Annotated in this window: 24 protein-coding genes; 16 read left to right on the top strand and 8 right to left on the bottom strand. The window is 62.7% G+C overall.

All coding sequences use genetic code 11. From position 1 onward, the window contains the following. Window positions 1-155: 155 nt before the first annotated feature. On the top strand, window positions 156-851 hold the full coding sequence (locus ACLHZ1_RS02500; RefSeq protein WP_427260841.1) for a ParB-like protein: 696 nt from the start codon (window positions 156-158) through the stop codon (window positions 849-851). Window positions 852-940: 89 nt separating this feature from the next. Here the strand turns inward: ACLHZ1_RS02500 and ACLHZ1_RS02495 are convergent, their stop codons facing one another. The 6 genes from ACLHZ1_RS02495 to ACLHZ1_RS02470 all read right to left on the bottom strand — a co-directional run bounded on the left by ACLHZ1_RS02495 (window position 941) and on the right by ACLHZ1_RS02470 (window position 7,333). Beyond that, window positions 941-1,411 (bottom strand): TRAP transporter large permease subunit, encoded by a 471-nt coding sequence (locus ACLHZ1_RS02495; protein WP_427260935.1) that lies wholly within the window; start codon window positions 1,409-1,411, stop codon window positions 941-943. A 5-nt stretch (window positions 1,412-1,416) separates the two neighbouring features. Continuing rightward, a complete protein-coding gene (locus ACLHZ1_RS02490) occupies window positions 1,417-2,343 on the bottom strand; it encodes a TRAP transporter large permease (protein WP_427260840.1) in 927 nt (308 codons plus the stop codon). Window positions 2,344-2,348: 5 nt separating this feature from the next. Further along, on the bottom strand, window positions 2,349-2,885 hold the full coding sequence (locus ACLHZ1_RS02485; RefSeq protein WP_427260839.1) for a TRAP transporter small permease: 537 nt from the start codon (window positions 2,883-2,885) through the stop codon (window positions 2,349-2,351). Window positions 2,886-2,930: 45 nt separating this feature from the next. Continuing rightward, window positions 2,931-3,920, bottom strand: coding sequence for a TRAP transporter substrate-binding protein (locus ACLHZ1_RS02480; RefSeq protein WP_427260838.1), 990 nt, complete (start codon window positions 3,918-3,920; stop codon window positions 2,931-2,933). Between the two features lie 223 nt (window positions 3,921-4,143). Continuing rightward, window positions 4,144-5,496 carry a sigma-54-dependent transcriptional regulator gene (locus ACLHZ1_RS02475; protein WP_427260837.1) on the bottom strand — a complete coding sequence of 451 codons (1,353 nt, stop codon included), beginning with the start codon at window positions 5,494-5,496 and terminating at the stop codon, window positions 4,144-4,146. A gap of 58 nt (window positions 5,497-5,554) precedes the next feature. Beyond that, complete coding sequence (locus tag ACLHZ1_RS02470; RefSeq protein ID WP_427260836.1) at window positions 5,555-7,333, bottom strand: ATP-binding protein; 1,779 nt, start codon at window positions 7,331-7,333, stop codon at window positions 5,555-5,557. Window positions 7,334-7,511: 178 nt separating this feature from the next. Here ACLHZ1_RS02470 and ACLHZ1_RS02465 point away from each other — a divergent pair, with 178 nt between their 5' ends. Further along, the gene (locus ACLHZ1_RS02465; protein WP_427260835.1) at window positions 7,512-8,024 is read left to right on the top strand and encodes a DUF2753 family protein; all 513 of its coding nucleotides are present in this window, start codon (window positions 7,512-7,514) and stop codon (window positions 8,022-8,024) included. On the opposite strand, the gene ACLHZ1_RS02460 is transcribed toward ACLHZ1_RS02465, so the two are convergent. After that, window positions 8,021-8,782, bottom strand: coding sequence for an enoyl-CoA hydratase (locus ACLHZ1_RS02460; RefSeq protein ID WP_427260834.1), 762 nt, complete (start codon window positions 8,780-8,782; stop codon window positions 8,021-8,023). The genes ACLHZ1_RS02465 and ACLHZ1_RS02460 overlap by 4 nt on opposite strands. An 89-nt stretch (window positions 8,783-8,871) precedes the next feature. Here ACLHZ1_RS02460 and ACLHZ1_RS02455 point away from each other — a divergent pair, with 89 nt between their 5' ends. The 3 genes from ACLHZ1_RS02455 to ACLHZ1_RS02445 all read left to right on the top strand — a co-directional run bounded on the left by ACLHZ1_RS02455 (window position 8,872) and on the right by ACLHZ1_RS02445 (window position 10,740). After that, window positions 8,872-9,312 carry a copper chaperone PCu(A)C gene (locus ACLHZ1_RS02455; RefSeq protein ID WP_427260833.1) on the top strand — a complete coding sequence of 147 codons (441 nt, stop codon included), beginning with the start codon at window positions 8,872-8,874 and terminating at the stop codon, window positions 9,310-9,312. A 99-nt stretch (window positions 9,313-9,411) separates the two neighbouring features. Further along, window positions 9,412-10,041, top strand: coding sequence for a TIGR04219 family outer membrane beta-barrel protein (locus ACLHZ1_RS02450; RefSeq protein ID WP_427260832.1), 630 nt, complete (start codon window positions 9,412-9,414; stop codon window positions 10,039-10,041). An 18-nt stretch (window positions 10,042-10,059) separates the two neighbouring features. Next, the gene (locus ACLHZ1_RS02445; protein ID WP_427260831.1) at window positions 10,060-10,740 is read left to right on the top strand and encodes an SDR family oxidoreductase; all 681 of its coding nucleotides are present in this window, start codon (window positions 10,060-10,062) and stop codon (window positions 10,738-10,740) included. Window positions 10,741-10,830: 90 nt separating this feature from the next. On the opposite strand, the gene ACLHZ1_RS02440 is transcribed toward ACLHZ1_RS02445, so the two are convergent. Continuing rightward, window positions 10,831-12,555: a proline--tRNA ligase gene (locus tag ACLHZ1_RS02440; RefSeq protein WP_427260830.1), complete on the bottom strand. Its 1,725-nt coding sequence runs from the start codon at window positions 12,553-12,555 to the stop codon at window positions 10,831-10,833. A gap of 251 nt (window positions 12,556-12,806) precedes the next feature. Here ACLHZ1_RS02440 and ruvA point away from each other — a divergent pair, with 251 nt between their 5' ends. The 11 genes from ruvA to tolB all read left to right on the top strand — a co-directional run bounded on the left by ruvA (window position 12,807) and on the right by tolB (window position 22,728). Further along, window positions 12,807-13,421: a Holliday junction branch migration protein RuvA gene (ruvA, locus tag ACLHZ1_RS02435; RefSeq protein WP_042002205.1), complete on the top strand. Its 615-nt coding sequence runs from the start codon at window positions 12,807-12,809 to the stop codon at window positions 13,419-13,421. 8 nt (window positions 13,422-13,429) lie between these two features. Then, the gene (gene ruvB, locus ACLHZ1_RS02430) at window positions 13,430-14,440 is read left to right on the top strand and encodes a Holliday junction branch migration DNA helicase RuvB (protein ID WP_408794223.1); all 1,011 of its coding nucleotides are present in this window, start codon (window positions 13,430-13,432) and stop codon (window positions 14,438-14,440) included. A 945-nt stretch (window positions 14,441-15,385) separates the two neighbouring features. Then, a complete protein-coding gene (locus ACLHZ1_RS02425) occupies window positions 15,386-16,942 on the top strand; it encodes a cytochrome ubiquinol oxidase subunit I (RefSeq protein WP_427260829.1) in 1,557 nt (518 codons plus the stop codon). Between the two features lie 12 nt (window positions 16,943-16,954). Continuing rightward, entirely contained in the window at window positions 16,955-18,091 is a 1,137-nt protein-coding gene (gene cydB / locus ACLHZ1_RS02420; protein WP_427260828.1) for a cytochrome d ubiquinol oxidase subunit II, read from the top strand. A 14-nt stretch (window positions 18,092-18,105) separates the two neighbouring features. Continuing rightward, a complete protein-coding gene (gene cydX / locus ACLHZ1_RS02415) occupies window positions 18,106-18,222 on the top strand; it encodes a cytochrome bd-I oxidase subunit CydX (protein WP_005331536.1) in 117 nt (38 codons plus the stop codon). A gap of 52 nt (window positions 18,223-18,274) precedes the next feature. Then, window positions 18,275-18,520 (top strand): cyd operon YbgE family protein, encoded by a 246-nt coding sequence (locus ACLHZ1_RS02410; RefSeq protein WP_427260934.1) that lies wholly within the window; start codon window positions 18,275-18,277, stop codon window positions 18,518-18,520. Between the two features lie 104 nt (window positions 18,521-18,624). Further along, window positions 18,625-19,032 carry a tol-pal system-associated acyl-CoA thioesterase gene (ybgC, locus tag ACLHZ1_RS02405; protein WP_427260827.1) on the top strand — a complete coding sequence of 136 codons (408 nt, stop codon included), beginning with the start codon at window positions 18,625-18,627 and terminating at the stop codon, window positions 19,030-19,032. Next, entirely contained in the window at window positions 19,022-19,711 is a 690-nt protein-coding gene (tolQ, locus tag ACLHZ1_RS02400) for a protein TolQ (RefSeq protein ID WP_427260826.1), read from the top strand. Before ybgC ends, tolQ begins: the two co-directional genes overlap by 11 nt. Beyond that, complete coding sequence (gene tolR / locus ACLHZ1_RS02395) at window positions 19,711-20,157, top strand: protein TolR (RefSeq protein WP_427260825.1); 447 nt, start codon at window positions 19,711-19,713, stop codon at window positions 20,155-20,157. Before tolQ ends, tolR begins: the two co-directional genes overlap by 1 nt. A gap of 5 nt (window positions 20,158-20,162) precedes the next feature. Next, window positions 20,163-21,311, top strand: a complete 1,149-nt coding sequence (gene tolA / locus ACLHZ1_RS02390; RefSeq protein ID WP_427260824.1) for a cell envelope integrity protein TolA — start codon at window positions 20,163-20,165, stop codon at window positions 21,309-21,311. A gap of 91 nt (window positions 21,312-21,402) precedes the next feature. Next, a complete protein-coding gene (tolB, locus tag ACLHZ1_RS02385; RefSeq protein WP_427260823.1) occupies window positions 21,403-22,728 on the top strand; it encodes a Tol-Pal system beta propeller repeat protein TolB in 1,326 nt (441 codons plus the stop codon). The last annotated feature ends 35 nt before the right edge of the window (window positions 22,729-22,763 follow it).

Raw genomic sequence — 22,763 nt, 5'->3', positions numbered from 1 at the left:
TCCTTAATGTGAAGCGGGGAGAAAAGTCGGCGACAAGTGCTCGCCTGCCGGTGGGAAAACATGATATCCCCATTGCTGGTCAGACCGCCAGCGCCGACCAGGGCTGGCACGGGCCCTTTTTATCTGGGTGTGAACGGGATCGGCTGGGGGGTAGGATGAAACTAGGATGGTGGATGCTGGGGTTGTTGAGTCAGGGGGCCTGGGCGCTGGAGCCGTGTCAGCCCGACACCCGGGTGGGGAGCTGGTGCCAGGTGGCGATCGCCGCGCTGCAGCCGACCCAGGCGGGCATAGGCCAGCTGCAGGTGGAGGAGACGGCGCGCAAGCTGGCGGGCAAGCGCGAGAAACAGCTCGACGGCTACATGAAGAAGAAGGAGATCCCCGTCGTCATCGCCCCGGATGGCGGCTACTGGCTGGTGGACCGGCATCATCTCACCAGGGCCCTGTGGCAGACCAGGGTCAGGGAGGCCAGGGTCAAGGTGATCGCCCGCCTGCAGGACGAGCGCCATTTCTGGAGCCAGATGCAGCACAATCACTGGGCCTGGCTCAAGGACGAGCGGGGCCAGCCCATCAGGCCCGAGCAGTTGCCAGGCCGCATCGACGCCCTGCCCGACTACCCCTACCGCACCCTGGCGGGCCTGTTGCAGGATGCCGGCTATTTCCAGAAGAACAAGCAGGTCTACTTCGTCGAGTTTGCCTGGGCCAGCTGGCTCGGCCAGCAGATGCAGTGGCAGCCGGTGACCCGGGAGAACCTGACGGCGCGCCTGCAGCAGGCCAAGCGGCTCGCCTGCACCCAGGCGGCCCGGGATCTGCCCGGTTATCCCGGCAAGCAGTGCCGCAGCAAGGGGCCTTGACCGCCGCGGCGCGAAGGCGCGCCCTGATCGCCATGGAAAGCGCCACCCCAGGGGTGGCGCTTTTCATTGGCTGACGGACGGATTGCCGGTCAGGGCAGCGCCAGACTGGGCCCGTCCAGGTATTCCGGCAGGAACAGGGTGATCTGGGGCACATAGGTGATGAGCATGAGAAACAGCAGCAGGAAGCCGACCCAGGGCAGGCAGGCGCGGATCACCCAGCCCATGCTCTGGCCGGTGATGCCCGCGGTCACGAACAGGTTGAGCCCCACCGGCGGGGTCAGCATGCCTATCTCCATGTTGATCACCATGATGATCCCCAGGTGGATGGGATCTATGCCCAGCTGGGTGGCGATGGGGAACAGGATGGGCGCCATGATCAGCACGATGGCCGAAGGCTCCATGACGTTGCCCGCCAGCAGCAGCAGTATGTTCACCACGATGAGGAAGCCCCAGGCGGGCAGGCCCCAGGCGATGATGGCCTCGGCGATGGCATGGGGGATCCGCTCCGAGGTGAGTACGTGGGCGAACAGCATGGCGTTGCTGATGATGAACAGCAGCATGATGCTCACCTTGGCGGCGTCGCGCACCACATGGCCCACCTCGCGGTCGAAGGGAGACCTGAGCAGGGAGAGGGGCAGCAGCACCAGGTTGCGCAGGCTGGCGGCGAGCAGGGACTCCCCCTGGTTGCGCCAGGCCACCCCTTGAGGGGGCCTATGTCGCGATAGCCGTAGACGGCGATGAAGAAGGCGTAGACCGCCGCCACCGCCGCCGCCTCGGTGGGGCTGGCGATGCCCCCGTAGATGGATCCCAGCACCAGTATGATGAGGAAGAGGCCGCCGAGGGCCTTGCCACCGCTGCCGAGCAGGGTGAAGACCCCGGGGAAGGGCTGGCTCGGCAGCCCCTTGATGCGGGCCACCACATAGATGACCACCATGATGAGGCCCCCCATCATGAGCCCCGGCAGGAAGCCGGCCATGAACATGCGGGATGCCGAGACCTCGGTCGCCGCCGCATAGACCAGCATGACGATGGAGGGAGGGATCAGGATCCCCAGGGTGCCCGCGTTGGCGATCACCCCGGCGGCGAAGGCCTGGGGATAGCCGGAGCGCACCATGCCGGCGATGACGATGCTGCCGATGGCGGCCACGGTCGCCGGGCTGGAGCCACACACGGCGGCGAACAGCATGCAGGCCATGACCGACGCCATGGCGAGGCCGCCCCGGATGTGGCCGACGGAGTCCATGGCGAAGTTGATGATCCGCTTGGCCACGCCGCCGGTCGACAAAAAGGCGGACGACAGCACGAAGAAGGGGATGGCGAGCAGGGTGTAGTGCTCCGAGGTGGCCTCGAACAACTTGAGCGCCAGGGAGGCGAGGGAGTCGTTGGAGAAGAGCAGTATGGTGGTGACGCTGGAGAGGCCGAGGGCCACCGCGATGGGCATGCCGAGCAACATGGAGAGGATCAGCAGGGTAAAGAGGGTCAGTGTTGCCATTGTGGTTATACCTTCTGATCCGGGTCGTGGTCGATGAGGTGCATGCTCTCCCTGGCCTCATCGGCGAGGGCGAAGCCCTGCATCTGGCCGCGCCACACCATGACGCCGACCCCGAGGAAACGGACGAACAGCAGGGCCAGGCCGATGGGCAGTATGCTCATGGCTTGCCAGCGGGGGATGGGCAGATCCTCCATCTCGATGCCTATCGCCTTGAGCTTGGCCAGGTAGATCCAGGCACCGTAGAAATAGAAGCCGCAGTAGACCAGGCACAGGCCCACGGCCAGCAGGGTGAGGCGTCGTTGCCAATGGGCGGGCAGTACCTTGATGAAGGCGTCCACCCCGATATGGGCGCCGACCCGTACTCCCCAGGATGCGCCGAACAGCACCATCCAGGCACAGAGGTTGAGGGTCAGCTCCTGGGCCCAGAGCAGGCCGGTATCGAAGAAGAAGCGCATCACCACTTCGATGAAGACCAGCAGGGTGGTGCTGACCAGGAGCAGGCCTATGATGGCCTCCTCCAGCTGATAGACGAGTTTTTTCATGGGATCCTCCGGGCGGCGCCCAGACGTCGGGCGCCGCTGGCTGGCTTAGGGCTGGTTGGCGGCGACGGCGGCGTCGAGGAGCGCCTTGCCGATGGCCCCTTCGAATTGCTGCCAGACCGGCTTCATCGCCTCGACCCACTGGCTGCGCTCGGCGTCGGTCAGGGTGACCAGCTGGCTCTTGCCGGAGGCGAAGATGGCGGCCTTGTCCTCGCCATCCTTCTCGGCGGCAATCTTGTTGCCGTAGGCGACCGACTCATCCAGTGCTTTTTTCAGCTCGCTGCGGACCCCATCCGGCAGGCCGTTCCAGAACTCGGCGTTGGTGACGATCAGGTAATCCAGCACCCCGTGGTTGCTTTCGGTGATATAGGGCTGCACCTCGAAGAACTTCTGGGAGTAGATGTTGGACCAGGTGTTCTCCTGGCCGTCGATAGCCTTGGTCTGAAGCAGGGTGAACACCTCGGCGAAGGGCTTCTTCACCGGCACGGCATGGATGGCCTCGAACTGGGCGGCCAGCACGTCCGAGGTCTGGATGCGGAACTTCTTGCCCTTGGCGTCCGCCGGGGTCTTGAGGGGCTGGCTGGCGGAGAGCTGCTTCATGCCGTTGTGCAGATAGCCCAGGCCCACCAGGCCGTACTTCTCGAGGGAGCCCAGCATGGCCTGCCCCTCCTTGCCCTGCTGGAATCGGTCGACTGCGGCCATGTCATTGAACAGGAAGGGCAAGTCGAAGATCTGCAGCTGATCCGTGTACTTCTGGAACTTGGAGAGGGAGGGGGCGATCATCTGCACGTCGCCGAGCAGCATGGCTTCGAGCTCCTTGCCGTCGCCGAACAGCTGGGAGTTGGGGTAGACCTTGACCTCCACCTGCCCCTGGAGGCGCTCATCCACCAGCTGCTTGAAGTGGGTCGCCATCTGGCCCTTGGGGGTGTTCTCCGCCACCACGTGGGAGAACTTGAGTTCGATGGGGGCGGCGATGGCCGAGGAGAGGCCGAGCGCCAGGGTGAGGGCGGCGGTCAGGGTACGGAGGTGAAATGTCATGTCTCTCTTCCTTGTGTGTGAGTGCGGGTCATTGCCACCTGACATCGCAACTTGCATGCCAATGCTCACAAACAGGCAGCATTTCATTAACGGCGAGGGCTCGGGCGGGGTGGGGGAGGGAGGCTGCCCGGGAAAAAGGGGGGAAATCCCCCCATCCGCCCCCCGGACCGGGTGATCTTCCCCCCATGGGGCGGGGGGATCCGGCGGGCGAAACCGGGGCTGGCTAGTCCGCCCCCTCCTCGCCGAGCTTGTAGTCCTGCTTGTCGAGGCCGTACTTGCGCATCTTGTCGTAGAGGGTCTTGCGCGGCAGCCCCAGGCTCTCCTGCACCTCCTTGAGCCGGCCCCTGTGCTGGCTCAGGGTATCGGTCAGCAGTATCCGCTCGAAGCGATCCACCTGCTCGGCCAGGGTCAGGGCCTCGCGCCCCAGGCTGAGGTCGGCGAAGGCCCCCTCTTCCCCCAGCAGCACGCAGCGTTCGGCCAGGTTGCGCAGCTCGCGCACATTGCCCGGCCAGTCGTGGGCCAGCAGCCAGGCCCGCTGCTCGGCCCCGATCCGGGGCGGCGCCAGCTGATAGCGGGTGGCCGCCACCCGCAGGAAGTTCTCGAACAGGAGGGGCACGTCCTCCTTGCGCTCGCGCAATGGGGGGATATCCACCCGCACCACATTGAGCCGGTAATAGAGGTCGGCGCGAAAGGCGCCCTGCTCCACCAGCTTCTTCAGATCCACCTTGCTGGCCGCCAGCACCCTGATGTCCAGGGGGATGGGGTGATTGGTGCCGAGGGGCTCGACCTTGCGGTCCTCCAGCACCCGCAGCAGCTTGATCTGCAGCGCCATCGGCATGCTCTCTATCTCGTCGAGAAAGAGGGTGCCCCTGTCTGCCCAGGCAATCTTGCCTACCCGGCGCTTCTGGGCCCCGGTGAAGGCGCCGGCCTCGAAGCCGAACAGTTCGCTCTCCATCATGGTCTCGGGCACGGCGCCGCAGTTGATGGCGACGAAGGGCTCGGCGGCACGCACCGAATGGTCGTGCAGGAAGCGGGCGACCAGCTCCTTGCCGCTCCCCGTCTCCCCCATGATCCGCACGTCGGCGGGGGCATCCTTGATGTGGGTGAGGAGCTGGCGCAACCGCTTGATGGCCGGGTGGGCGCCGAGCAGGCGGGGCCCGGGCCCGCTCTGGGCCTCCAGTTCGCTGCGCAGCTCCCGGTTCTCCAGCACCAGGCGCCGCTTGTCGCAGGCCCGGCGCACCACCTCCAGCAGCTGCTCGGTGCCAAACGGCTTCTCGATGAAGTCGTAAGCTCCCAGGCGCATGGCCTGGACCGCGGTGGAGATGTCTCCGTGCCCCGTGAGCAGGATCACCGGCAGTTCGGCGTCGCGGTTCATGGCCTCCTCGAGCAGGGCGATGCCGTTCATGCCGGGCATGTTGATGTCGCTGATGATGATGCCGGGCCACTGGGGGCTGATGTGGGGCAGGGCCTCTGCGGCGCTGGCGAAGGTGGTGACCTGCCACTGGGCCAGCTCCAGAGTCTGGCCGAGGGAGAGGCGCAGGTGGTGTTCATCGTCGATCAGCATGACTTGGTTCATGGGGCTCTCCTCGAGCGGGCGGGGGAGGCCGGACGCGCCTGGGGGCGGGCGCGGCGGCTCATGGGAAATGCCTCGGGCCGGGCCTGGCCTCGGGCAGGCTGATGGTGAAGCGGGCGCCGCCACGGTCCGGGTCATTGCTCGCCGTCAGCTGGCCGCCGAAGGCGGTGATGATGCGCTGGGAGATGGTGAGCCCGAGGCCGAGTCCCTTGGACTTGGTGGTGTAGAAGGGGGCGAACAGCTGCCTGGCCTCGACGGCCAGGCCCGGGCCGTTGTCGATGACGGCGATGGTCACCCGATCGGCCTCTGTCTCCACCTCCAGCCAGACCCGGGGCGGCGCCACGCCGGCGCAGGCCTGAAGGGCGTTGTGCAGCAGATTGACCAGCACCTGCTCGAGCTGAACCGCATCGGCATGGACATAGAGGGGCTCGGCCGGCAGCCGGGTCTCCACCAGCAGCCCCTGCTTGATCATCTGGCTGTGGAGCAGGGCCAGGCTGGCGTGGATCACGGGTTGCAGCGCCACCGCCTGCAGGGTCTGCTCCCCCTTGCGGGCGAACACCTTGAAGCGGGCCACCAGCTCGCTCATATGATGGTTGAGGCCGTTGATCTGCACCAGGTTGTCGCGACAGCTGTCGATGCGGCCCCTGTCGAGCAGCTGCAACGCATTCTCGCCATAGGCCCGCATGGCGGCCAGGGGCTGGTTGAGTTCGTGGTTGATGCTGGCGGACATCTCGCCGAGCAGGGCCAGCTTGGCGGTCTGCACCAGCTGCTCCTGGGTGTCGACCAGCTCGCGCTGGGTCTGACGGTACTTGTCGATGGTGGCGATCAGCTCCTGATTGCTGGTGGAGAGGGCCCGGGTGCGCTGACTCACCTTGTGCTCCAGCCGGTTGTTGAGGCGGGCGAGACGGGCGCGGCCGAGCAGCACCTGGCGCCAGTAGAGCCAGATCATCAGCACCAGCAGGGAGAAGAGGGCGAAGCTGGCCAGGGCCTTGGCGATGATGGGGCGCAAGTCATGGAGGGGCTCCAGGGTATAGAGATACCAGCCGGCGCTCGGCATGGCGGTGCCGGTGAACAGATAACCCTGACCCCAGTGCCACTCGTCCTGGCTGCGCAGCAGGCCGAGGGAGGGGAGATCGCTCAAGGGGGTCCCCAGCTTGTCGCCATACTTGCGCTCCTCGGCCAGCGTCTGGCGAGTCGGCCCGTCCAGGGCCACCAGGGGGCGATAGAGCCACTCGGCCCTGGAGGCGAAGAAGACGACCCCGTACTCGTCGGTCAGCAGGTAGTCGAGGCTGTTGCTGGACCAGCGCTCGTCGATGAGGGAGAGCGCCACCTTGACCACCACGACGCCGAGGCGGCGATCGCCATCTTGCACCGGATAGGAGAAGTAGTAGCCCCGCCGCCCCGAGCGCTGGCCGAGGGCGAAGTAGCTGCCGGGCTTGCCCTGCATCGCCTGGCGGAAATAGGGGCGAAAGTGGTAGTTGTCCCCGACGAAGCTGTCGGACTGGCGCCAGTTGCTGGCGGAGATCACCTCCCCCTTGTCCGTCATGAGGTAGATGGCATCCGTGCCCAGGATCTCGTTGTACTGCTCCAGCAGGGGGTGGAGCCGATAGGGGGGAAATTGCTGCAGCAGCGCCTGCTGCAACTCGGCGCGGGTCGCGATGAGGGCCGGCAGGCGGCGGTACTTGTCGAGCTCGATCAGCAGGCGGCCCGCCAGGCGCTCGTTGTCTATCCTGGCCTGCTGGCGCAGGCTCTCCAGCCCCCACTGACGCGCCGTGAAGGCGACCACCACCATCAAGGTGACCCAGAGGCCGATCAGCAGGCCCCGACTTCCATTGTGCATCATGCCCTTCCTTAGGTTGCCGTCATCTTACCCCCTGGCGGGAGCAGAGGGGACGATGCCGACGAAAGAGTGTGACGGGGGCGACAAGGCGCAGAGATCCTGCACTCTCTGTCGGCTTGATATTCATTCTCATTTAGGCTCTCATGGAGAGCCCCATATCAGGTGAAGGAGGTCACGTATGGCACAGACATCCCCCCGCCAGGATCAGCGCCAGGCCCACTGGCAGCGTTACATGCTCGAAGCCGAGCGCGCCCTGAGCCAGGGCGCCCTGGGCTCGGCCGTCTGCCTCTATCAGCAGGCGCTCGGCACCATAGCGGCCCCCCAGGAGGCGCCGCCACCGGCCGTCGTCATCGATGGCGAGGGTCTGGTCTCCCGGGCGACTGTCATCGACCTCGAGGAGCTGGCCAGCATGCGCGTCGCCACCTGCCATCGCCTGGCCGATTTCTGGCGCGCCATGGAGGAGCCCAGCTACGAGCTGCGCTACCTCAAGCTGGCCGCCGAGCTGGTGACCGCCCTGGTGCCCCAGTGTCCGAACCGGGAGTGCGAGTCCCTCATCAGCGAGCTGGGCTGCTGCCGCGCCGCCCTGCTCGGCTTCTTGAAGCGCCACCCCAATCCCGAGATAGCCAGGCTGATCCAGGTACAGGACAGGGTGCAGGGCTGCGAGTTGATCGGTCGCTTTCGCCTCAACTAGCGGTTGTTAGCGTTGGTGCGCCCGAGCTTGCGGGCGATGCGCTCCTGGGCTTCTTCTCCCTGCAGGGCGAGGGAGAAGGCGCGGGCCTCGGTGTCGATGACAAAGTGCACCGCCTGCTTGAGCTCCTGTTTGAGCAGGGCCTTGCTCCGTTGCAGCGCCTTGGGCGGTTTGGCCGCCAGGGTCAAGCCCTGTGCCCGGGCGAAGGGGAGCAGGTCATCCGCTGCCAGCACCCGATTGGCCAGCCCGAGGCGCAGCGCCTCCCCGGCGTCGATGGCCTGCGCCAGCAGCAGCAACTCGCTGGCCTTGAGGTGGCCCACGGCGCGGGGCAGCAGCAGGCTGGAGGCAAATTCCGGCACCAGCCCCAGCTCGACGAAGGGCAGTTGCAGCCGGGCGTTGTCCGCCAGATAGACCAGATCGCAGTGCAGCAGCAAGGTGGTGCCTATGCCCACCGCCGGGCCGCCCACGGCGGCGATCACCGGCTTGGGGAAGTCGGCCAGGGTGTGGAGGAACTGCAAGATGGGATCATCGGCCTCCAGGCTCTCTTTCCCCATGAAGTCGGTCAGATCATTGCCGGCGGTGAAGCAGGCCTGCTGCCCCTGAATGAGCAGCACATGCACCTGCTCGTCCCTGGCCGCCTGGCGCAGTGCGTCGGTGAGAGCTAAATAGGTCTCGGTATTGAGGGCGTTGCGCTTGTCCGGCCGGTTGAGGGTCAGGGTGAGCAGGCCATCCTGCCGCTCGACCAGAATTGTGGGGGCCATGTCTGAATCCTTGTTGTCAGGGGCTGCCAAAAGCTTGCCTTGCGGGTAAGCTCTGCTTCGTTTGACCACATCATAAAAGGATTTCAACCATGTTTAAACGAGCGTTTTATTCCCTGCTGGCCCTGGGACTGGCCGCCCCCGCCCTGGCCAAGGTGGAGGCCGTCGATGGTTATGTGCGTCTGCTGCCCCCCGGCACCCCCAACACGGCGGCCTTCATGGTGCTGAAAAATGATGGCGACGCCCCGGTCCGGCTCACCGGCGTCAGCTCCCCCGAGGTGGCCCGCGCCGAGCTGCACACCCACCTGCACGAGAATGGCGTGATGCGGATGCGTCAGGTCGAGAGCATAGAGATCCCGGCCAAGGGGGAAGCGGTGCTCAAACCCGGCAGCCTGCACATCATGCTGTTCGAGGTGCGTGAACTCTCCCCGGGCACCCCCTTCCCCCTGACCCTGAGCCTGGACAACGGCCAGGCCCTCGGCCTGAGTCTGCCGGTGAAGCCGGTCGAACCCATGGCCGGCATGGTGCACTGATCAGGGACAGAACCGGTCGCGTTCTAGAGAATCTTGCTAGGTATTGGCGGCTGGCGCGGTAAAATGCGGGTCTCATCCCGCATTCTCTGGAGTTTAATGATGAAAAAGACACTGTTGGCCGCTGCGCTGCTGGCCCTGACGAGCACCTCTGCCATGGCCGCCGATGACTGGCGCTTCGCCGCCGGCACCGATATCTGGAATGCCGAGGGCAGCGGTCGTGTCGACGAGGTCGGGACCCGGGACGGTTTTGACGACAACTACAACTGGAGCGGCTACTTGCAGCTGGAGCACGGCATCATATTGCTGCCCAACGCCAAGTTCGAGATCTCCGATCTCAGCACCAGCGGCGGTGCCTTCGACAACGATCTGCAGGCCTATGATCTCAGCCTCTACTACCGCCTGTTCAACAACGACCTGTTCCAGATTGACCTGGGTCTGACCGGCCGTCGTTACGAAGGGGACTTCAACACAGTCAATGACTCCTACCACGAAGACGTGCTGATGGCCTATGCCGGCACCGAGCTGCGCATTCCGGGCACCGGCTTCTCCGCCTTCGGCGATGCCCGGGTGCAGGATGCCGACAACTACGACTACCGTCTGGGCGGGGCGTACAAGTTCTCCTCCCTGCCGCTCAAGCTGCGCGCCGGCTGGCGTCAGGTCGACATGGACTTCGACAGCGTCGATCAGCGGGTCGATGGCTGGTTTGCGGGTGCCGAGTTCACCTTCTGATAGGGAGAGGATGAGGGGATGGGCAGCATCATAGTGACTGGGGCAGGCTCGGGACTGGGCCGCGCCCTGACATGCGGTCTGGTCGCCCGTGGCCACAGGGTGGCCATGATGGGTCGCCGCTATCAGAAGTTGCAGGAGATGGAAGCCAGGCTCGGCCAGGGGGTGATCGGCATCGCCGCCGATCTGGCCCACCACGAGGAGGTGGAGGTGGCCTTCGCCGCCGCCGTCCAGTGGGGCGGCTTGCCGGATCTGGTGATCCACTGCGCCGGGGTGGGGGAGTTCGGCCCGGTCGGCGTCTATACCGCCGAGCAGGTGCGCCGGGTGGTGGAGAGCAATCTGGTCTCCACCATACTGGTGGCCCAGCAGACGGTGCGCCTCATGGGCGAGCGGGGCGGGGTGCTGGCCAATGTGCTCTCCTCCGCCGCCCAGGTAGGCAAGGCCAACGAGAGCCTCTACTGCGCCTCCAAGTGGGGGATGCGCGGCTTTCTCGAGTCCCTGCGCGCCGAGCTCAAGGGCTCGCCCCTGCGGCTGGTGAACCTCTATCCGAGCGGGATCCGCAGCGAATTCTGGGACAACTCGGACCATGTGGACCCGAGCCGTTTCATGACCCCGGAGGATGCCGCCGCCTACATGCTCGATGCCCTGGAGGCGAGGAGCAGCTGCCACGTGACCGATCTCTTTATCGGTCGCAATCCCTGAGGAAAAGCTCCGTCATCCGGTTGCCGTCGTCAGAACACAGAAACAAAAAGCGCGCCGATTGGCGCGCTTTTTTATGGGCATGGGCGGGGATCAACGACCCAGCTTGCCCTTGATCAGGGCGATGATGTCGCTGATGGCCACTTCCTGCTTCTCGCCGGAGCGGCGGCACTTGTATTCCACCACGCCGTTGTCCATGCCGCGCTCGCCGATGACGATGCCGTGGGGCACCCCCAGCAGCTCCATGTCGGCGAACATGACGCCAGGGCGCTCCTTGCGGTCATCGAACAAGACGTCCACACCGGCGGCCTGGAGCTCGGCGTAGAGCTGCTGGGCCAGTTCGGCCACGCGCACGGACTTGTGCATGTTCATGGGGACGATGGCCACTTCGAACGGGGCGATGGCGTCCGGCCAGATGATGCCGTACTGGTCGTTGTTCTGCTCGATGGCGGCGGCCACCAGACGGGAGACGCCGATACCGTAGCAACCCATCTCCATGGTGACGGACTTGCCGCCTTCGTTGAGCACGTTCGCCTTCATGGCTTCGGAGTACTTGGTGCCCAGCTGGAAGATGTGGCCCACTTCGATGCCGCGCTTGAGCAGCAGCTTGCCCTGGCCGCAGGGGCTGGGGTCCCCTTCCACCACGTTGCGCAGGTCGGCAACTTCAAAAGTGGCGATATCGCGATCCCAGTTGGCACCGGTCAGGTGGAAGCCGGTGTCGTTGGCGCCACAGACGAAGTCCGCCAGATGGGCGGCGCTGCGATCGACGATGATGCGACCGGCAAAGCCGACCGGGCCGATGGAACCCGCATCGCAACCGGCGGCCGCCTGGATCTGCTCGTCATTGGCGAAGGTGAGCGGGTTGGCGACACCCGGCAGCTTCTCGGCCTTGATTTCGTTCAGCTCGTGGTCGCCGCGCAGCACCAGGGCGATGACCGCCTGCTTGCCGTGCTCGTCTGCTTCGGCCAGTACCAGCAGGGTCTTGGCGATGGCGCTCGGGGCCACGCTCAGGAAGGCGGCCACTTCATCGATGGTGTGGACGGCCGGGGTGGCGACCTTGGTCAGAGCTTTGGTTGCGGCAGCGCGCTCGCCAACGGGGGCCAGGGCCTCGGCCATCTCGATGTTGGCGGCGTAATCCGATGTATCGGAGAAGGCGATCAAGTCTTCACCGCTCTCGGCCAGCACCTGGAATTCGTGGGAGCCGGTGCCGCCGATGGAGCCGGTATCGGCCTGCACCGGACGGAAGTTCAGGCCCATGCGGGTGAAGGCGGCGCAGTAGGCGGCGTGCATCTTCTCGTAGGTCTCGATCAGCGAGGCCTTGTCGATATGGAAGGAGTAGGCATCCTTCATCAGGAACTCGCGGCCGCGCATCACGCCGAAACGGGGACGCACTTCGTCGCGGAACTTGGTCTGGATCTGGTACAGATTCAGCGGCAGCTGCTTGTAGCTGTTCACTTCGTAACGGACCAGGGCGGTGATCACCTCTTCGTGGGTCGGGCCCAGCACGAAGGGGCGGTTGTGGCGGTCGGTCAGGCGGCACAGCTCGGGGCCGTAATCATCCCAGCGGCCGGATTCCTGCCACAGCTCGGCGGGTTGCACCACCGGCATGGAGACTTCGATGGCGCCCGCCTTGTTCATCTCTTCGCGAACGATGTTCTCGATCTTCTTCAGTACCCGCAGGCCGGACGGCAGCCAGGCATACATGCCGGAGGCCAGTTTACGGATCATGCCGGCGCGCAGCATCAGCTGATGGCTGACAACCTCGGCGTCGGACGGGGTTTCCTTGAGGGTAGAAAGCAGATATTGGCTGGTGCGCATCGCGATGAACCTTAACGTGAGACGGGCCGCTGGGCCCTGGGTAAATTCAAGGGCCGGATTTTAACATGGGTCCGTATCCTAACGCGATTTTCTATCTTCAATAAGTGACTAAATGCAGCGGCGGCGCCGTCATCCTGCTGCCATATGGCGGACAGGGGGAGAGGGGGCATCAGTGTGCTGGATACTTATCCAGTAATTATTTAAGCTAAGGGCCACTTTATTGCTAGCTGTGTTGGTTGAGGAGATAAGCCGTGATCGGTCGCTTGAGAGGCATTGTGATTGAGAAGAATCCCCCCGAGGTCTTGCTCGAGGTGGGGGGCGTGGGTTATGAGGTACAGATGCCCATGAGCTGCTTCTACGACCTGCCCGAACTTGGCAAGGAGGCGACCATCCAGACCCACTTCGTGGTGCGCGAGGATGCCCAGCTGCTCTATGGCTTCAACCACAAGCAGGAGCGGGCGCTGTTTCGCGAGCTGATCAAGACCAACGGCGTCGGCCCCAAGCTGGCGCTGGCCATCCTCTCAGGCATGACCGCCAGCCAGTTCGTGATGAGCGTGGAGCGCGAGGAGATAAGCTCCCTGATCAAGCTGCCCGGGGTGGGCAAGAAGACCGCCGAGCGGCTGGTGGTGGAGATGAAAGACAGGCTCAAGGGCTGGGTCAGTCACGACCTCTTCTCCCCGGCCGCCATCAGCCTGCCCGCCCAGGAGAGCAGCCTGCGGGCCCCCGATGCCAGCGAAGAGGCGGCCAGCGCCCTGGTGGCCCTCGGCTACAAGCCCCAGCAGGCGAGCCAGATCGTCGGCAAGGTTGCCAAGGAGGGCATGTCGGTGGAAGCCATCATCCGCGAGTCCCTGCGTAGCTTGGTGTGAGGTAAGTGATGATAGAAGCTGACCGCCTCATCTCGGCCTCGGCCGCCCGTGAAGATGAGGTCATCGACAGGGCGATCCGCCCCAAGAAACTGGCCGATTACACCGGGCAGGACCATGTCTGTGCCCAGATGGAGATCTTCATCGAGGCGGCCCGCCAGCGCGGCGAGGCCCTGGATCACCTGCTGATCTTCGGGCCGCCGGGTCTGGGCAAGACCACCTTGGCCAATATCGTGGCCAACGAGATGAGCGTGAACATCAAGACCACCTCGGGCCCCGTGCTGGAGAAGGCCGGCGATCTCGCCGCCCTGCTCACCAACCTCGAGCCCAACGACGTGCTCTTCATCGACGAGATCCACCGCCTCAGCCCGGTGGTGGAGGAGGTGCTCTACCCGGCCATGGAGGATTACCAGCTCGACATCATGATAGGGGAGGGGCCCGCCGCCCGCTCCATCAAGCTGGACTTGCCCCCCTTCACCCTGATCGGCGCCACCACCCGGGCCGGCTCCCTGACCAGCCCACTGCGCGACCGCTTCGGCATCGTCCAGCGCCTCGAGTTCTACAACGTCAAGGATCTCACCGACATAGTGGCGCGCAGCGCCCGCTGCCTGGGTCTGGAGATGAGCGACGACGGTGCGCTGGAGGTGGCGCGCCGCTCCCGCGGGACGCCGCGCATTGCCAACCGTTTGTTAAGACGGGTGCGTGACTTTGCCCAGGTGAAGTCCGACGGACGAATAGATGGACCCATAGCGGCCCGTGCCATGGACATGCTGGACGTGGACAACGAAGGATTCGACTTCATGGACCGCAAGCTATTGTTGGCTGTGATTGACAAGTTCATGGGGGGGCCCGTCGGGCTCGACAACCTGGCCGCCGCCATCGGTGAGGAGAAGGACACCATCGAAGATGTGCTGGAGCCCTATCTGATCCAGCAGGGCTACCTGCAACGTACCCCAAGAGGCAGGATGGCGACCGCCCGAGCCTATGCCCACTTCGGCCTGCAGCGACCGGAACAGGCCTAAAATGGCAGACTCGATACCGGACCGCCTCCAGGGGCGGTTTTTTCATGGTCGACAAAAAAAAGCCCACACGCATGAGCGGTGGGCGTAAAAGACAATTCAGGGTGGATGTTCACAGACAGTGAGCGCGTCCGGGCACAGGCCGGACAAACAAAAAACGGTGAGTCGTCGCGAGACTCAGAGTCGGTTCATTTGATAGAGCTGAACGAACGAAAGCTTGTAGTAGCGGATGGCCTTGGTCACAAACTTTTTCATCTCGGTTTCCCTCTGCCCTGTTCAGTCAATATGGTCATGAAATGTGCATAGGGAACCCTGATTAACCGGCCTGAACCCAAGGGATTGCCCTCACTGCGGGGCGCATTGTAGGAGCTGTCATCTGGGGGGGCAAACAAGAAAAATTGCATCAATCGCATTAGTTTTTTTAATTAAAAGTTCGAGGGTGGTATTTAGCATGAACATGCGTTTTCCTCGGTTTTTCAGTGAATTTCAAGCAAGGCGCTCTTTCGGGGATAAATCAAGCCAGGTGTCGCTGACATTATATTTTTCAGAGGAGAGTCATTCCGCAGCGTTCATTTAAAAAATTGATTTAAATCAATAAATTAAAATCTTTCGCAAAATGTGATTTTGCTCCCGAAATGTGTTCGTCTTCGGTGGAAAAATACCTTTGAAACACATGTATACACCCCGGTTTTACATTGATTTCAATCAAATAATGATGATATAAAACGGCGGCCATCATAGGCGAGAACAAATATGGCTTGCTTGTTCTGTGTTTGTTAAACATTAGCTTTTTTTGTTCTCAGTTATTGCCTTGTTGTTAATTTTTGGTCGTGACCGAACGACGCTGTGGTTGAGTGACGCTGTGCGCTGTGGGTTCGGGAGCTCCAACGGAAGCCTTGTTCTTAATACACCTAAAATAGCCGTGCCAATAATCGGTGAGGAAACATCATGATTGCTGAGCATGTGGTAGACCTATCGCGGTTCCAATTCGCCGCGACGGCCCTTTATCACTTCCTGTTTGTGCCCCTGACGCTCGGAATGGCCTTCATTCTGGCGATCATGGAATCTGTCTATGTGATGACCAACAACCCTGTCTACCGGGACATGACCAAGTTCTGGGGCAAGCTGTTTGGTATCAACTTCGCCCTCGGGGTTACCACAGGGCTGACCATGGAGTTTCAGTTCGGTACCAACTGGGCTTACTACTCCCACTATGTCGGCGACATCTTCGGGGCCCCGCTGGCCATCGAAGGGCTGATGGCCTTCTTCCTCGAATCCACCTTCGTCGGCATGTTCTTCTTCGGCTGGGATCGTCTCTCCAAGCGTCAGCACCTGGCTGCGACCTGGTTGATGGCGCTGGGGACCAACCTCTCCGCCCTCTGGATCCTGGTCGCCAACGGCTGGATGCAGAACCCGGTCGGTGCCGAGTTCAACTTCGAATCCATGCGCATGGAGATGGTGAGCTTCGCCGATCTGGTGTTCAACCCTGTGGCCCAGGTCAAGTTCGTCCACACGGTGGCGGCGGGTTACACCACGGGCGCCATGTTCGTGCTGGGCATCTCCTCCTACTACCTGCTGAAGAACCGTGATGTGGCCTTCGCCCGTCGCTCCTTCGCCATCGCGGCCGCCTTCGGCATGGCCTCCATCCTCTCCGTGCTGATCCTGGGTGATGAATCCGGTTATGAGACCGGCGAGGTGCAGAAGGTGAAACTGGCGGCCATCGAGGCGGAGTGGGACACCCACCCGGCCCCGGCCTCCTTCACCCTGTTCGGCATCCCGAACCAGGATGAGATGCGCACCGATTACGCCATCAAGATCCCCTACGCCCTCGGCATCATCGCCACCCGCTCCCTCGATGAGCAGGTCACCGGCATCAAGGATCTCAAGAGCGAGCATGAACTGCGGGTGCGCAGCGGCATGACCGCCTACGAGTTGCTGACCAAGCTGCAATCCGGCGACAAGTCCGACGAGACCCGCGCCCGCTTCGACGAGGTGAAGCAGGATCTGGGCTATGGCCTGCTGCTCAAGCGTTACACCCCCAACGTGACCGACGCCACCGATGAGCAGGTCAAGGCCGCCGTGGATGACTCCATCCCGCAGGTGCTGCCGCTGTTCTTCGCCTTCCGCATCATGGTCGCCTGCGGCATGTTGATGCTGGTGCTGATCGGTCTGGCCTTCTACGACAGCACCCGCCACCGCATCGGTGAGCGCAAGTGGCTGCTCAAGGCGCTGCAGTGGGGGATCCCGCTGCCCTGGATCGCCATCGAGTGCGGCTGGTTCGTGGCCGAGTATGGTCGTCAGCCCTGGACCATAGCGGAAGTGCTGCCGACCTTCGTGTCTGCCTCCAACGTGCCCGCCGCCGAGATCTGGTTCTCCCTGATCGGCATCTGCCTGTTCTACTCGGTACTCCTGGTCATCGAGATGTACCTGATGTTCAAGTACGCGCGTCTGGGCCCAAGCAGCCTCAGAACCGGCAAGTATCATTTCGAACAGCTCAAGGCATAAGAGGATCGACTCATGTTTGATTACGAATTATTGCGTCTGGTCTGGTGGGTGCTGGTCGGCGTGCTGCTGATCGGCTTCGCCATCACCGACGGTTTCGACATGGGGGTGGGCGCCCTGCTCCCCTTCGTCGGCAAGAAGGATGTGGAGCGTCGGGTGATGCTCAACACCATGGGCCCCCACTGGGAGGGTAACCAGGTGTGGCTGGTGACGGCGGGCGGTGCCCTGTTCGCCGCCTGGCCCATGGTCTATGCGGCGGCCTTCTCCGGCTTCTACATCGCCATGATCCTGACCCTGATGGCGCTCTTCCTGCGCCCGGTCGGCTTCAAGTACCGCTCCCTGCGCGAAGATGCCAAGTGGCGCAACAACTGGGATTGGGGACTCTTCATCGGCAGCGCCGTACCTCCCGTCGTCTTCGGGGTGGCCTTCGGCAACCTGCTGCAAGGGGTCCCGTTTGATTTCAACCAGTTCCTGATGCTGACCTACCACGGCAACTTCTTCGGCCTGCTCAACCCGTTCGGCCTGCTGGCCGGTCTGGTGAGCCTGTTCATGATCGTGACCCAGGGCGCCACCTGGCTGATGATGAAGACCGAAGGGGAAGTGCTGGCCCGCTCCCGCAGCGCCGCCATGCTCTGCTCCCTGCTGACCCTGGTTCTGTTCGCCCTGGCCGGTTGGTGGGTGAGCGGCATGGACGGCTTCGTGGTGGTCAAGGCCGCCGCGACCGATGCGGTCTCCAATCCGATGAACAAGGAAGTGGTGCGTCAGGCCGGTGCCTGGATGAACAACTACAGCCTCTATCCCTGGATGATGATCGCGCCGGCACTGGGCCTCTCCATGAGCCTGCTGACCGCGGTGGCGGCCAAGCTGGACAAGGGCTGGCTGGCGTTCCTGTGCTCCTCCCTGGCGATTGCCGGCATCATACTGACCGCGGGCTTCTCCATGTTCCCGTTCGTGATGCCCTCCAGCCTGGCGCCGTCACTGAGCCTGACCATGTGGGATGCCACCGCATCGTTCAACACCCTCAAGGTGATGACGGTCGTCGCCGTCGTCTTGGTGCCGACCGTGCTGGCCTACACCGTCTGGACCTACATCAAGATGTTTGGCCGGGTGAGCAACCAGCACATCGAAGACAACCAACAATCGCTCTACTAAGAAGGTGCCCTGATATGTGGTATTTCACCTGGATCCTGGGTCTGTTGCTGGCTTGCGCGTTTGGCATCATCAATGCGCTCTGGCTGGAGCACACCGAGAACCTGGATCGCCAGATAGATGAAGACAAGTGACAGGCTGGCCAGGCTGGCGGCTCCCCTGGAGCGCCAGCCATGGCAGGGCCTGATGTTGCTGGCGGCAGCCCTGCTGGCCGTCGCCATCTTGCAGGCGCCCAATCTGGTGGCGGCCAACACCAGCGAGCACGGCCACTGGGTCGCGCCCTGGCTGATGTGGGGCGTCAGTTGCGGCGTGATGCACGGCCTGGGATTTCATCCCCGTAGCCTGATTGGCAGGCTGTTGTTCTGTCCCTGGCTGGCCTGGCCAACCCTGCTCTATGGGCTCTGGCTGACACACACTTACTTCCTGCCATAAAAACGGGGGGAGACAGGATTTCCCTGTCTCCCCCTGCTTCTTTCCTATGCACCCCTGCGCTATGATAGCCCCCCATCAGGCTGTCGAATGGATCACAGATTGTTATGGGGGAAGTCTCTGAGTTTCCGGTACGGGTCTACTACGAAGACACAGACGCCGGGGGCATCGTCTACAACGCCAATTATCTCAAGTTTATGGAGCGGGCCCGCACCGAGTTTTTGCGCGCCGGCGGCATAGAGCAGGACGTCCTGCTCGATCTTGGCATCGCCTTCGTGGTGAGCCGGACCGAGATCGATTTCCGCTCGGCGGCCCGCTTCAACGAATTACTGACCGTAATGACGCAAGTGACCGAAGTGAAACGCGCCTCCATGCGCTTCTCGCAGCGGATACTGGCGGCTGATGGGCGGTTGATCACCCAGGCCATGGTACAGATAGCCTGCGTCAGCCACCCGATGATGAAACCTGTTGCAATACCTGAAAATGTGAAGGGAGTGCTGTTAAGTGCACGCTGAAATTTCGTTTATTGGTCTGTTCTGGCAAGCCAGCCTGCTGGTCAAACTGGTCATGTTGACCCTGATGGGCATGTCCGTCGTCTCCTGGGCTCTGATCATTCAGCGCTCCAAGGTGATCAAGGCGGCCAATCTGGCGTCCGAGCAATTCGAGGACAGATTCTGGTCCGGTGTGGATCTCAATCGTCTCTACCAGGAGTCCTCGTCCCGCCGCGATGACATCGAAGGCATGGAAGACATCTTCTACTCCGGCTTCAAGGAGTATGCCCGCCTGCTCAAGGCCGGCGCCCGGGGTCAGGATGCGGTGATGGACGGCACCTACCGTGCCATGCGCGTCTCCCTGTCCCGTGCGGTGGACGATCTGGAATCCAATCTGCCGGTGTTGGCGACCGTGGGCTCCATCAGCCCCTACATCGGTCTGTTCGGTACCGTCTGGGGCATCATGAACGCCTTTATCGCCCTGGGTCAGGTGCAGCAGGCCACCCTGCAGATGGTGGCACCGGGTATCGCCGAGGCGCTGATCGCCACCGCCATGGGTCTGTTTGCCGCCATCCCGGCGGTCATCTTCTACAACCGCTTCTCCAACAAGGTGGAACGGCTGGAGAACGCTTACGCCAACTTCATGGACGAGTTCACCACCATCTTGAACCGTCAGATTGCTCAGCAGCAGGGTGACCAGTAATGCAAACCTATCAGCGGATCCGGCGCAAGAAGGTGGCCGAGATCAACGTGGTGCCTTATATCGACGTCATGCTGGTGCTGCTCATCATCTTCATGGCGGTGACGCCCGTGATCACCCAGGGGGTCAAGGTGGATCTGCCCCAGGCAGAGTCCGAGCAGTTGCCGGAAGACACCAAGCCCCCCTTCATCGTCAGCGTCAACACCGAGGGTGAATACGTCGTCAAGGCCGGTGAGGCGGACGACGAACCCGTGCCCCCGGGATCCCCGGAGGCGATGCAGCAATACATCACCGAGAAGGCCATGGGTTATCTTGCGGTCAACCAGAACGCCCCCGTGGTGGTGGCTGGCGACAAGTCCGTGCGCTATGAAGAGGTGATCCTGCTGATGGTGGCCTTGAAAAATGCGGGTGTGCCCCAGGTCGGTCTGATGACGGATCCGGTGAACTGACGGAGATGGATGTGAAGCGTGGTATTTCCGGTTATCTCATCGTCTCGCTGCTGCTGCACCTGATCATCGGCATCATCTTGCTGGTCGGTGTCGACTTCAGCAAGCCCAAGCGGCCCGCCTCCTCGGCCCAGATAGTCAATGCCGTGATGCTGGATGACGAGTTTCTCGCCGAACAGGCCGCGAAGATCCAGCAACAGCAGCCCCAGCAACAGAACAAGCCGGCGGTGAAGGCCGAGGTAGATCAGGCCAAGCAGGCCCGGGAACTGGAGCAGGAACGGCTGCGCATCGCCGAGGCCAAGCGCAAGGAGGCCGAAGAGGCGACCCGCAAGGCCGAAGCCGAAAAACAGAAGAAGCAAGCCGAGCAGAAGCAGGCCGAAGAAAGGGCCGAGCAGGCCGAACAGGCTCGCAAACAAGCGGAACAGAAGGCCCAGAAGGCGGAAGCTGAACGCAAGGCCGCCGAGGCCGAGAGCAAGGCCCTGGCGCTGAAGAAGAAAAAGGAACAAGAGCAGAAAGAGGCCCAGCAGAAGCTGGCCAAGGCGGAGGCCGAGAAGAAAGCCAAGGCCGAGGCAGACAAGAAGGCCAAGGCGGAGGCCGAGAAGAAGGCCAAGGCCGAGGCAGACAAGAAGGCCAAGGCGGAAGCCGAGAAGAAAGCCAAGGCCGAAGCCGACAAGAAGGCCAAGGAAGAGGCGGCCAAGAAGGCAAAAGCTGACGCGGAAAAGAAAGCGAAGGAAGAAGCCGACAAGAAGGCGAAAGCCGAGGCTGAGCGCAAACGCAAGGCGGCCGAGGAGGCCAAGTTGCAGGCGCAACTGGAGGCCCAGATGCAGGCCCAGATGGCGGCGGAAGCCAATGCCCGCAGTCAGGCCGCCTCGGCCGCTGCCCAGGGTGAGGTCGATAAATATGCCGCCCTCATCAAGGCCACGGTGGAGCGCTACATGATTTTGGATCCCACCATGCGGGGCAAAACCTGTACTATCGGTGTCAAATTGGCCAGCAGCGGTTTCGTCATCTCGGTCGACAACGGTCAGGGTGACCCGGCGGTCTGCCGATCCGGCAGGGCGGCGGTGCTGAAGGCGAATCAGTTGCCGGTACCCAAGGATCCGGCGGCATTCGAGATACTCAAGGAGTTCAACCTCAAGCTGGAACCTAGCATCTAAGCGGGACGGGGCGGACAGTGTCCAGGGTCTGCCCCTCCTGCCGAGCAAGGACGTTAATCTCTCATTTTTATTGGAACCGAGTACTTAAGCCATGATAAGAAAAGTGTTTTTTGCTTTGGTTGGCTGCTTGTTGATGGGTCAGAGCGCCCAGGCAGCGTTGGACATCGTCATCACCGGCGGTATCGATAGCGCACGCCCCATCGCCGTCGCCCCCTTCAAGTGGAGCGGGGAGGGGCAGTTACCCCAGGACATCGCGGAAGTGGTCTCCAATGACCTGATGCGCAGCGGCAAGTTCAAGCCGCTGGCGCGAGGCCAGATGCCGCAAACCCCGAGCACCAGTGGCGAGATCAACTTCGCCCCCTGGGCCTCGCAAGGGGTGGAGGCCGTGGTGGTCGGCACCATAGCGCCGGCCGGTAACGGTTCCTACAAGATCAACTTCGAGCTGGTCGACGTGCTCAAGGGCCAACTGGCCAAGACCCAGGGCGGCGAAGCGAACGGTTACATCCTCGACAGCCGCATGGCCACCATCCCGGGTGCCCAGATGCGTCAGTTTGCCCACCGCATCTCCGACATCGTCTATGAGCGTCTGACCGGCGAGCGTGGCGCCTTCCTGACCCGTCTGGCCTATGTCTCCATCGAACAAGGGGCCCAGTTCCCTTATCAGCTGCGCATCTCCGACTACGATGGCTACAACGAGAAGACACTGCTGCGCTCCCGTGAGCCGCTGATGTCGCCGGCCTGGTCGCCGGATGGCAGCGAGCTGGCCTATGTGAGCTTCGAGAACCAGAAATCCGAGATCTATGTGCAGGATATCTACAGCCAGCAGCGCAGCCTGGTGTCCAGTTTCCGTGGCATCAATGGGGCGCCGAAATGGTCGCCGGATGGTCGTCGATTGGCTATCGTTCTCTCCAAGGACGGCCAACCGGATATCTATGTGATTGATGTGGCTAGCAAGCAACTGACCCGGGTCACCAACAGCCGCACCATAGACACCGAACCCTCCTGGGCGGCGGACGGACAAAGTTTGCTGTTCACCTCTGAACGTGGTGGCAAACCCCAGATTTATAGCGTAAATTTGGCCACTGGCGCCACTCGTCGCATCACCTGGGAAGGGGATTCGAACCAGGGTGCGTCCATGACAGCGGACGGCAAGTCCATGGTAGTGGTCACCCGGGAACAAGGACAGTATCGCATCGCTCGGCAAGATACGGAGAGTGGAGCCATGTTGGTACTGACCCAGAGTGCGTTGGATGAGTCGCCAAGTGTGGCTCCTAATGGCAGCATGATCATCTACTCCACCATCTATCAAGGACGCAAGAGCCTGGCTCTGGTCTCGACCGATGGTCGCTTCAAGGCAGTCCTGCCGACGAGCAGTGGGGAAATACGTGCACCAGCTTGGTCGCCCTTTTTGAATTGATAAAAATTCGATTGTTTTTTGTTTTGTTATAAAGG

It is taken from the genome of Aeromonas sobria, assembly GCF_050266975.1.
Lineage (GTDB): Bacteria > Pseudomonadota > Gammaproteobacteria > Enterobacterales > Aeromonadaceae > Aeromonas > Aeromonas sobria_B.
This window is presented reverse-complemented; position numbering and strand designations above follow the sequence as displayed.

What these genes read in the sequence shown, in the direction of transcription:
- ACLHZ1_RS02470 (WP_427260836.1), bottom strand. Translation starts at nt 7,333, where the DNA reads ATGCACAATGGAAGTCGGGGCCTGCTGATCGGCCTCTGGGTCACCTTG.
- ACLHZ1_RS02450 (WP_427260832.1), top strand. Translation starts at nt 9,412, where the DNA reads ATGAAAAAGACACTGTTGGCCGCTGCGCTGCTGGCCCTGACGAGCACC.
- ACLHZ1_RS02460 (WP_427260834.1), bottom strand. Translation starts at nt 8,782, where the DNA reads ATGGCCCCCACAATTCTGGTCGAGCGGCAGGATGGCCTGCTCACCCTG.
- ACLHZ1_RS02425 (WP_427260829.1), top strand. Translation starts at nt 15,386, where the DNA reads ATGATTGCTGAGCATGTGGTAGACCTATCGCGGTTCCAATTCGCCGCG.
- ACLHZ1_RS02495 (WP_427260935.1), bottom strand. Translation starts at nt 1,411, where the DNA reads ATGCTGCTGTTCATCATCAGCAACGCCATGCTGTTCGCCCACGTACTC.
- ACLHZ1_RS02440 (WP_427260830.1), bottom strand. Translation starts at nt 12,555, where the DNA reads ATGCGCACCAGCCAATATCTGCTTTCTACCCTCAAGGAAACCCCGTCC.
- cydB (WP_427260828.1), top strand. Translation starts at nt 16,955, where the DNA reads ATGTTTGATTACGAATTATTGCGTCTGGTCTGGTGGGTGCTGGTCGGC.
- ACLHZ1_RS02455 (WP_427260833.1), top strand. Translation starts at nt 8,872, where the DNA reads ATGTTTAAACGAGCGTTTTATTCCCTGCTGGCCCTGGGACTGGCCGCC.
- ACLHZ1_RS02480 (WP_427260838.1), bottom strand. Translation starts at nt 3,920, where the DNA reads ATGACATTTCACCTCCGTACCCTGACCGCCGCCCTCACCCTGGCGCTC.
- ACLHZ1_RS02500 (WP_427260841.1), top strand. Translation starts at nt 156, where the DNA reads ATGAAACTAGGATGGTGGATGCTGGGGTTGTTGAGTCAGGGGGCCTGG.
- ACLHZ1_RS02410 (WP_427260934.1), top strand. Translation starts at nt 18,275, where the DNA reads ATGTTGCTGGCGGCAGCCCTGCTGGCCGTCGCCATCTTGCAGGCGCCC.
- ACLHZ1_RS02475 (WP_427260837.1), bottom strand. Translation starts at nt 5,496, where the DNA reads ATGAACCAAGTCATGCTGATCGACGATGAACACCACCTGCGCCTCTCC.
- ruvB (WP_408794223.1), top strand. Translation starts at nt 13,430, where the DNA reads ATGATAGAAGCTGACCGCCTCATCTCGGCCTCGGCCGCCCGTGAAGAT.
- ACLHZ1_RS02490 (WP_427260840.1), bottom strand. Translation starts at nt 2,343, where the DNA reads ATGGCAACACTGACCCTCTTTACCCTGCTGATCCTCTCCATGTTGCTC.
- ybgC (WP_427260827.1), top strand. Translation starts at nt 18,625, where the DNA reads ATGGGGGAAGTCTCTGAGTTTCCGGTACGGGTCTACTACGAAGACACA.
- ACLHZ1_RS02485 (WP_427260839.1), bottom strand. Translation starts at nt 2,885, where the DNA reads ATGAAAAAACTCGTCTATCAGCTGGAGGAGGCCATCATAGGCCTGCTC.
- cydX (WP_005331536.1), top strand. Translation starts at nt 18,106, where the DNA reads ATGTGGTATTTCACCTGGATCCTGGGTCTGTTGCTGGCTTGCGCGTTT.
- ACLHZ1_RS02465 (WP_427260835.1), top strand. Translation starts at nt 7,512, where the DNA reads ATGGCACAGACATCCCCCCGCCAGGATCAGCGCCAGGCCCACTGGCAG.
- tolA (WP_427260824.1), top strand. Translation starts at nt 20,163, where the DNA reads ATGGATGTGAAGCGTGGTATTTCCGGTTATCTCATCGTCTCGCTGCTG.
- tolB (WP_427260823.1), top strand. Translation starts at nt 21,403, where the DNA reads ATGATAAGAAAAGTGTTTTTTGCTTTGGTTGGCTGCTTGTTGATGGGT.
- ACLHZ1_RS02445 (WP_427260831.1), top strand. Translation starts at nt 10,060, where the DNA reads ATGGGCAGCATCATAGTGACTGGGGCAGGCTCGGGACTGGGCCGCGCC.
- tolR (WP_427260825.1), top strand. Translation starts at nt 19,711, where the DNA reads ATGCAAACCTATCAGCGGATCCGGCGCAAGAAGGTGGCCGAGATCAAC.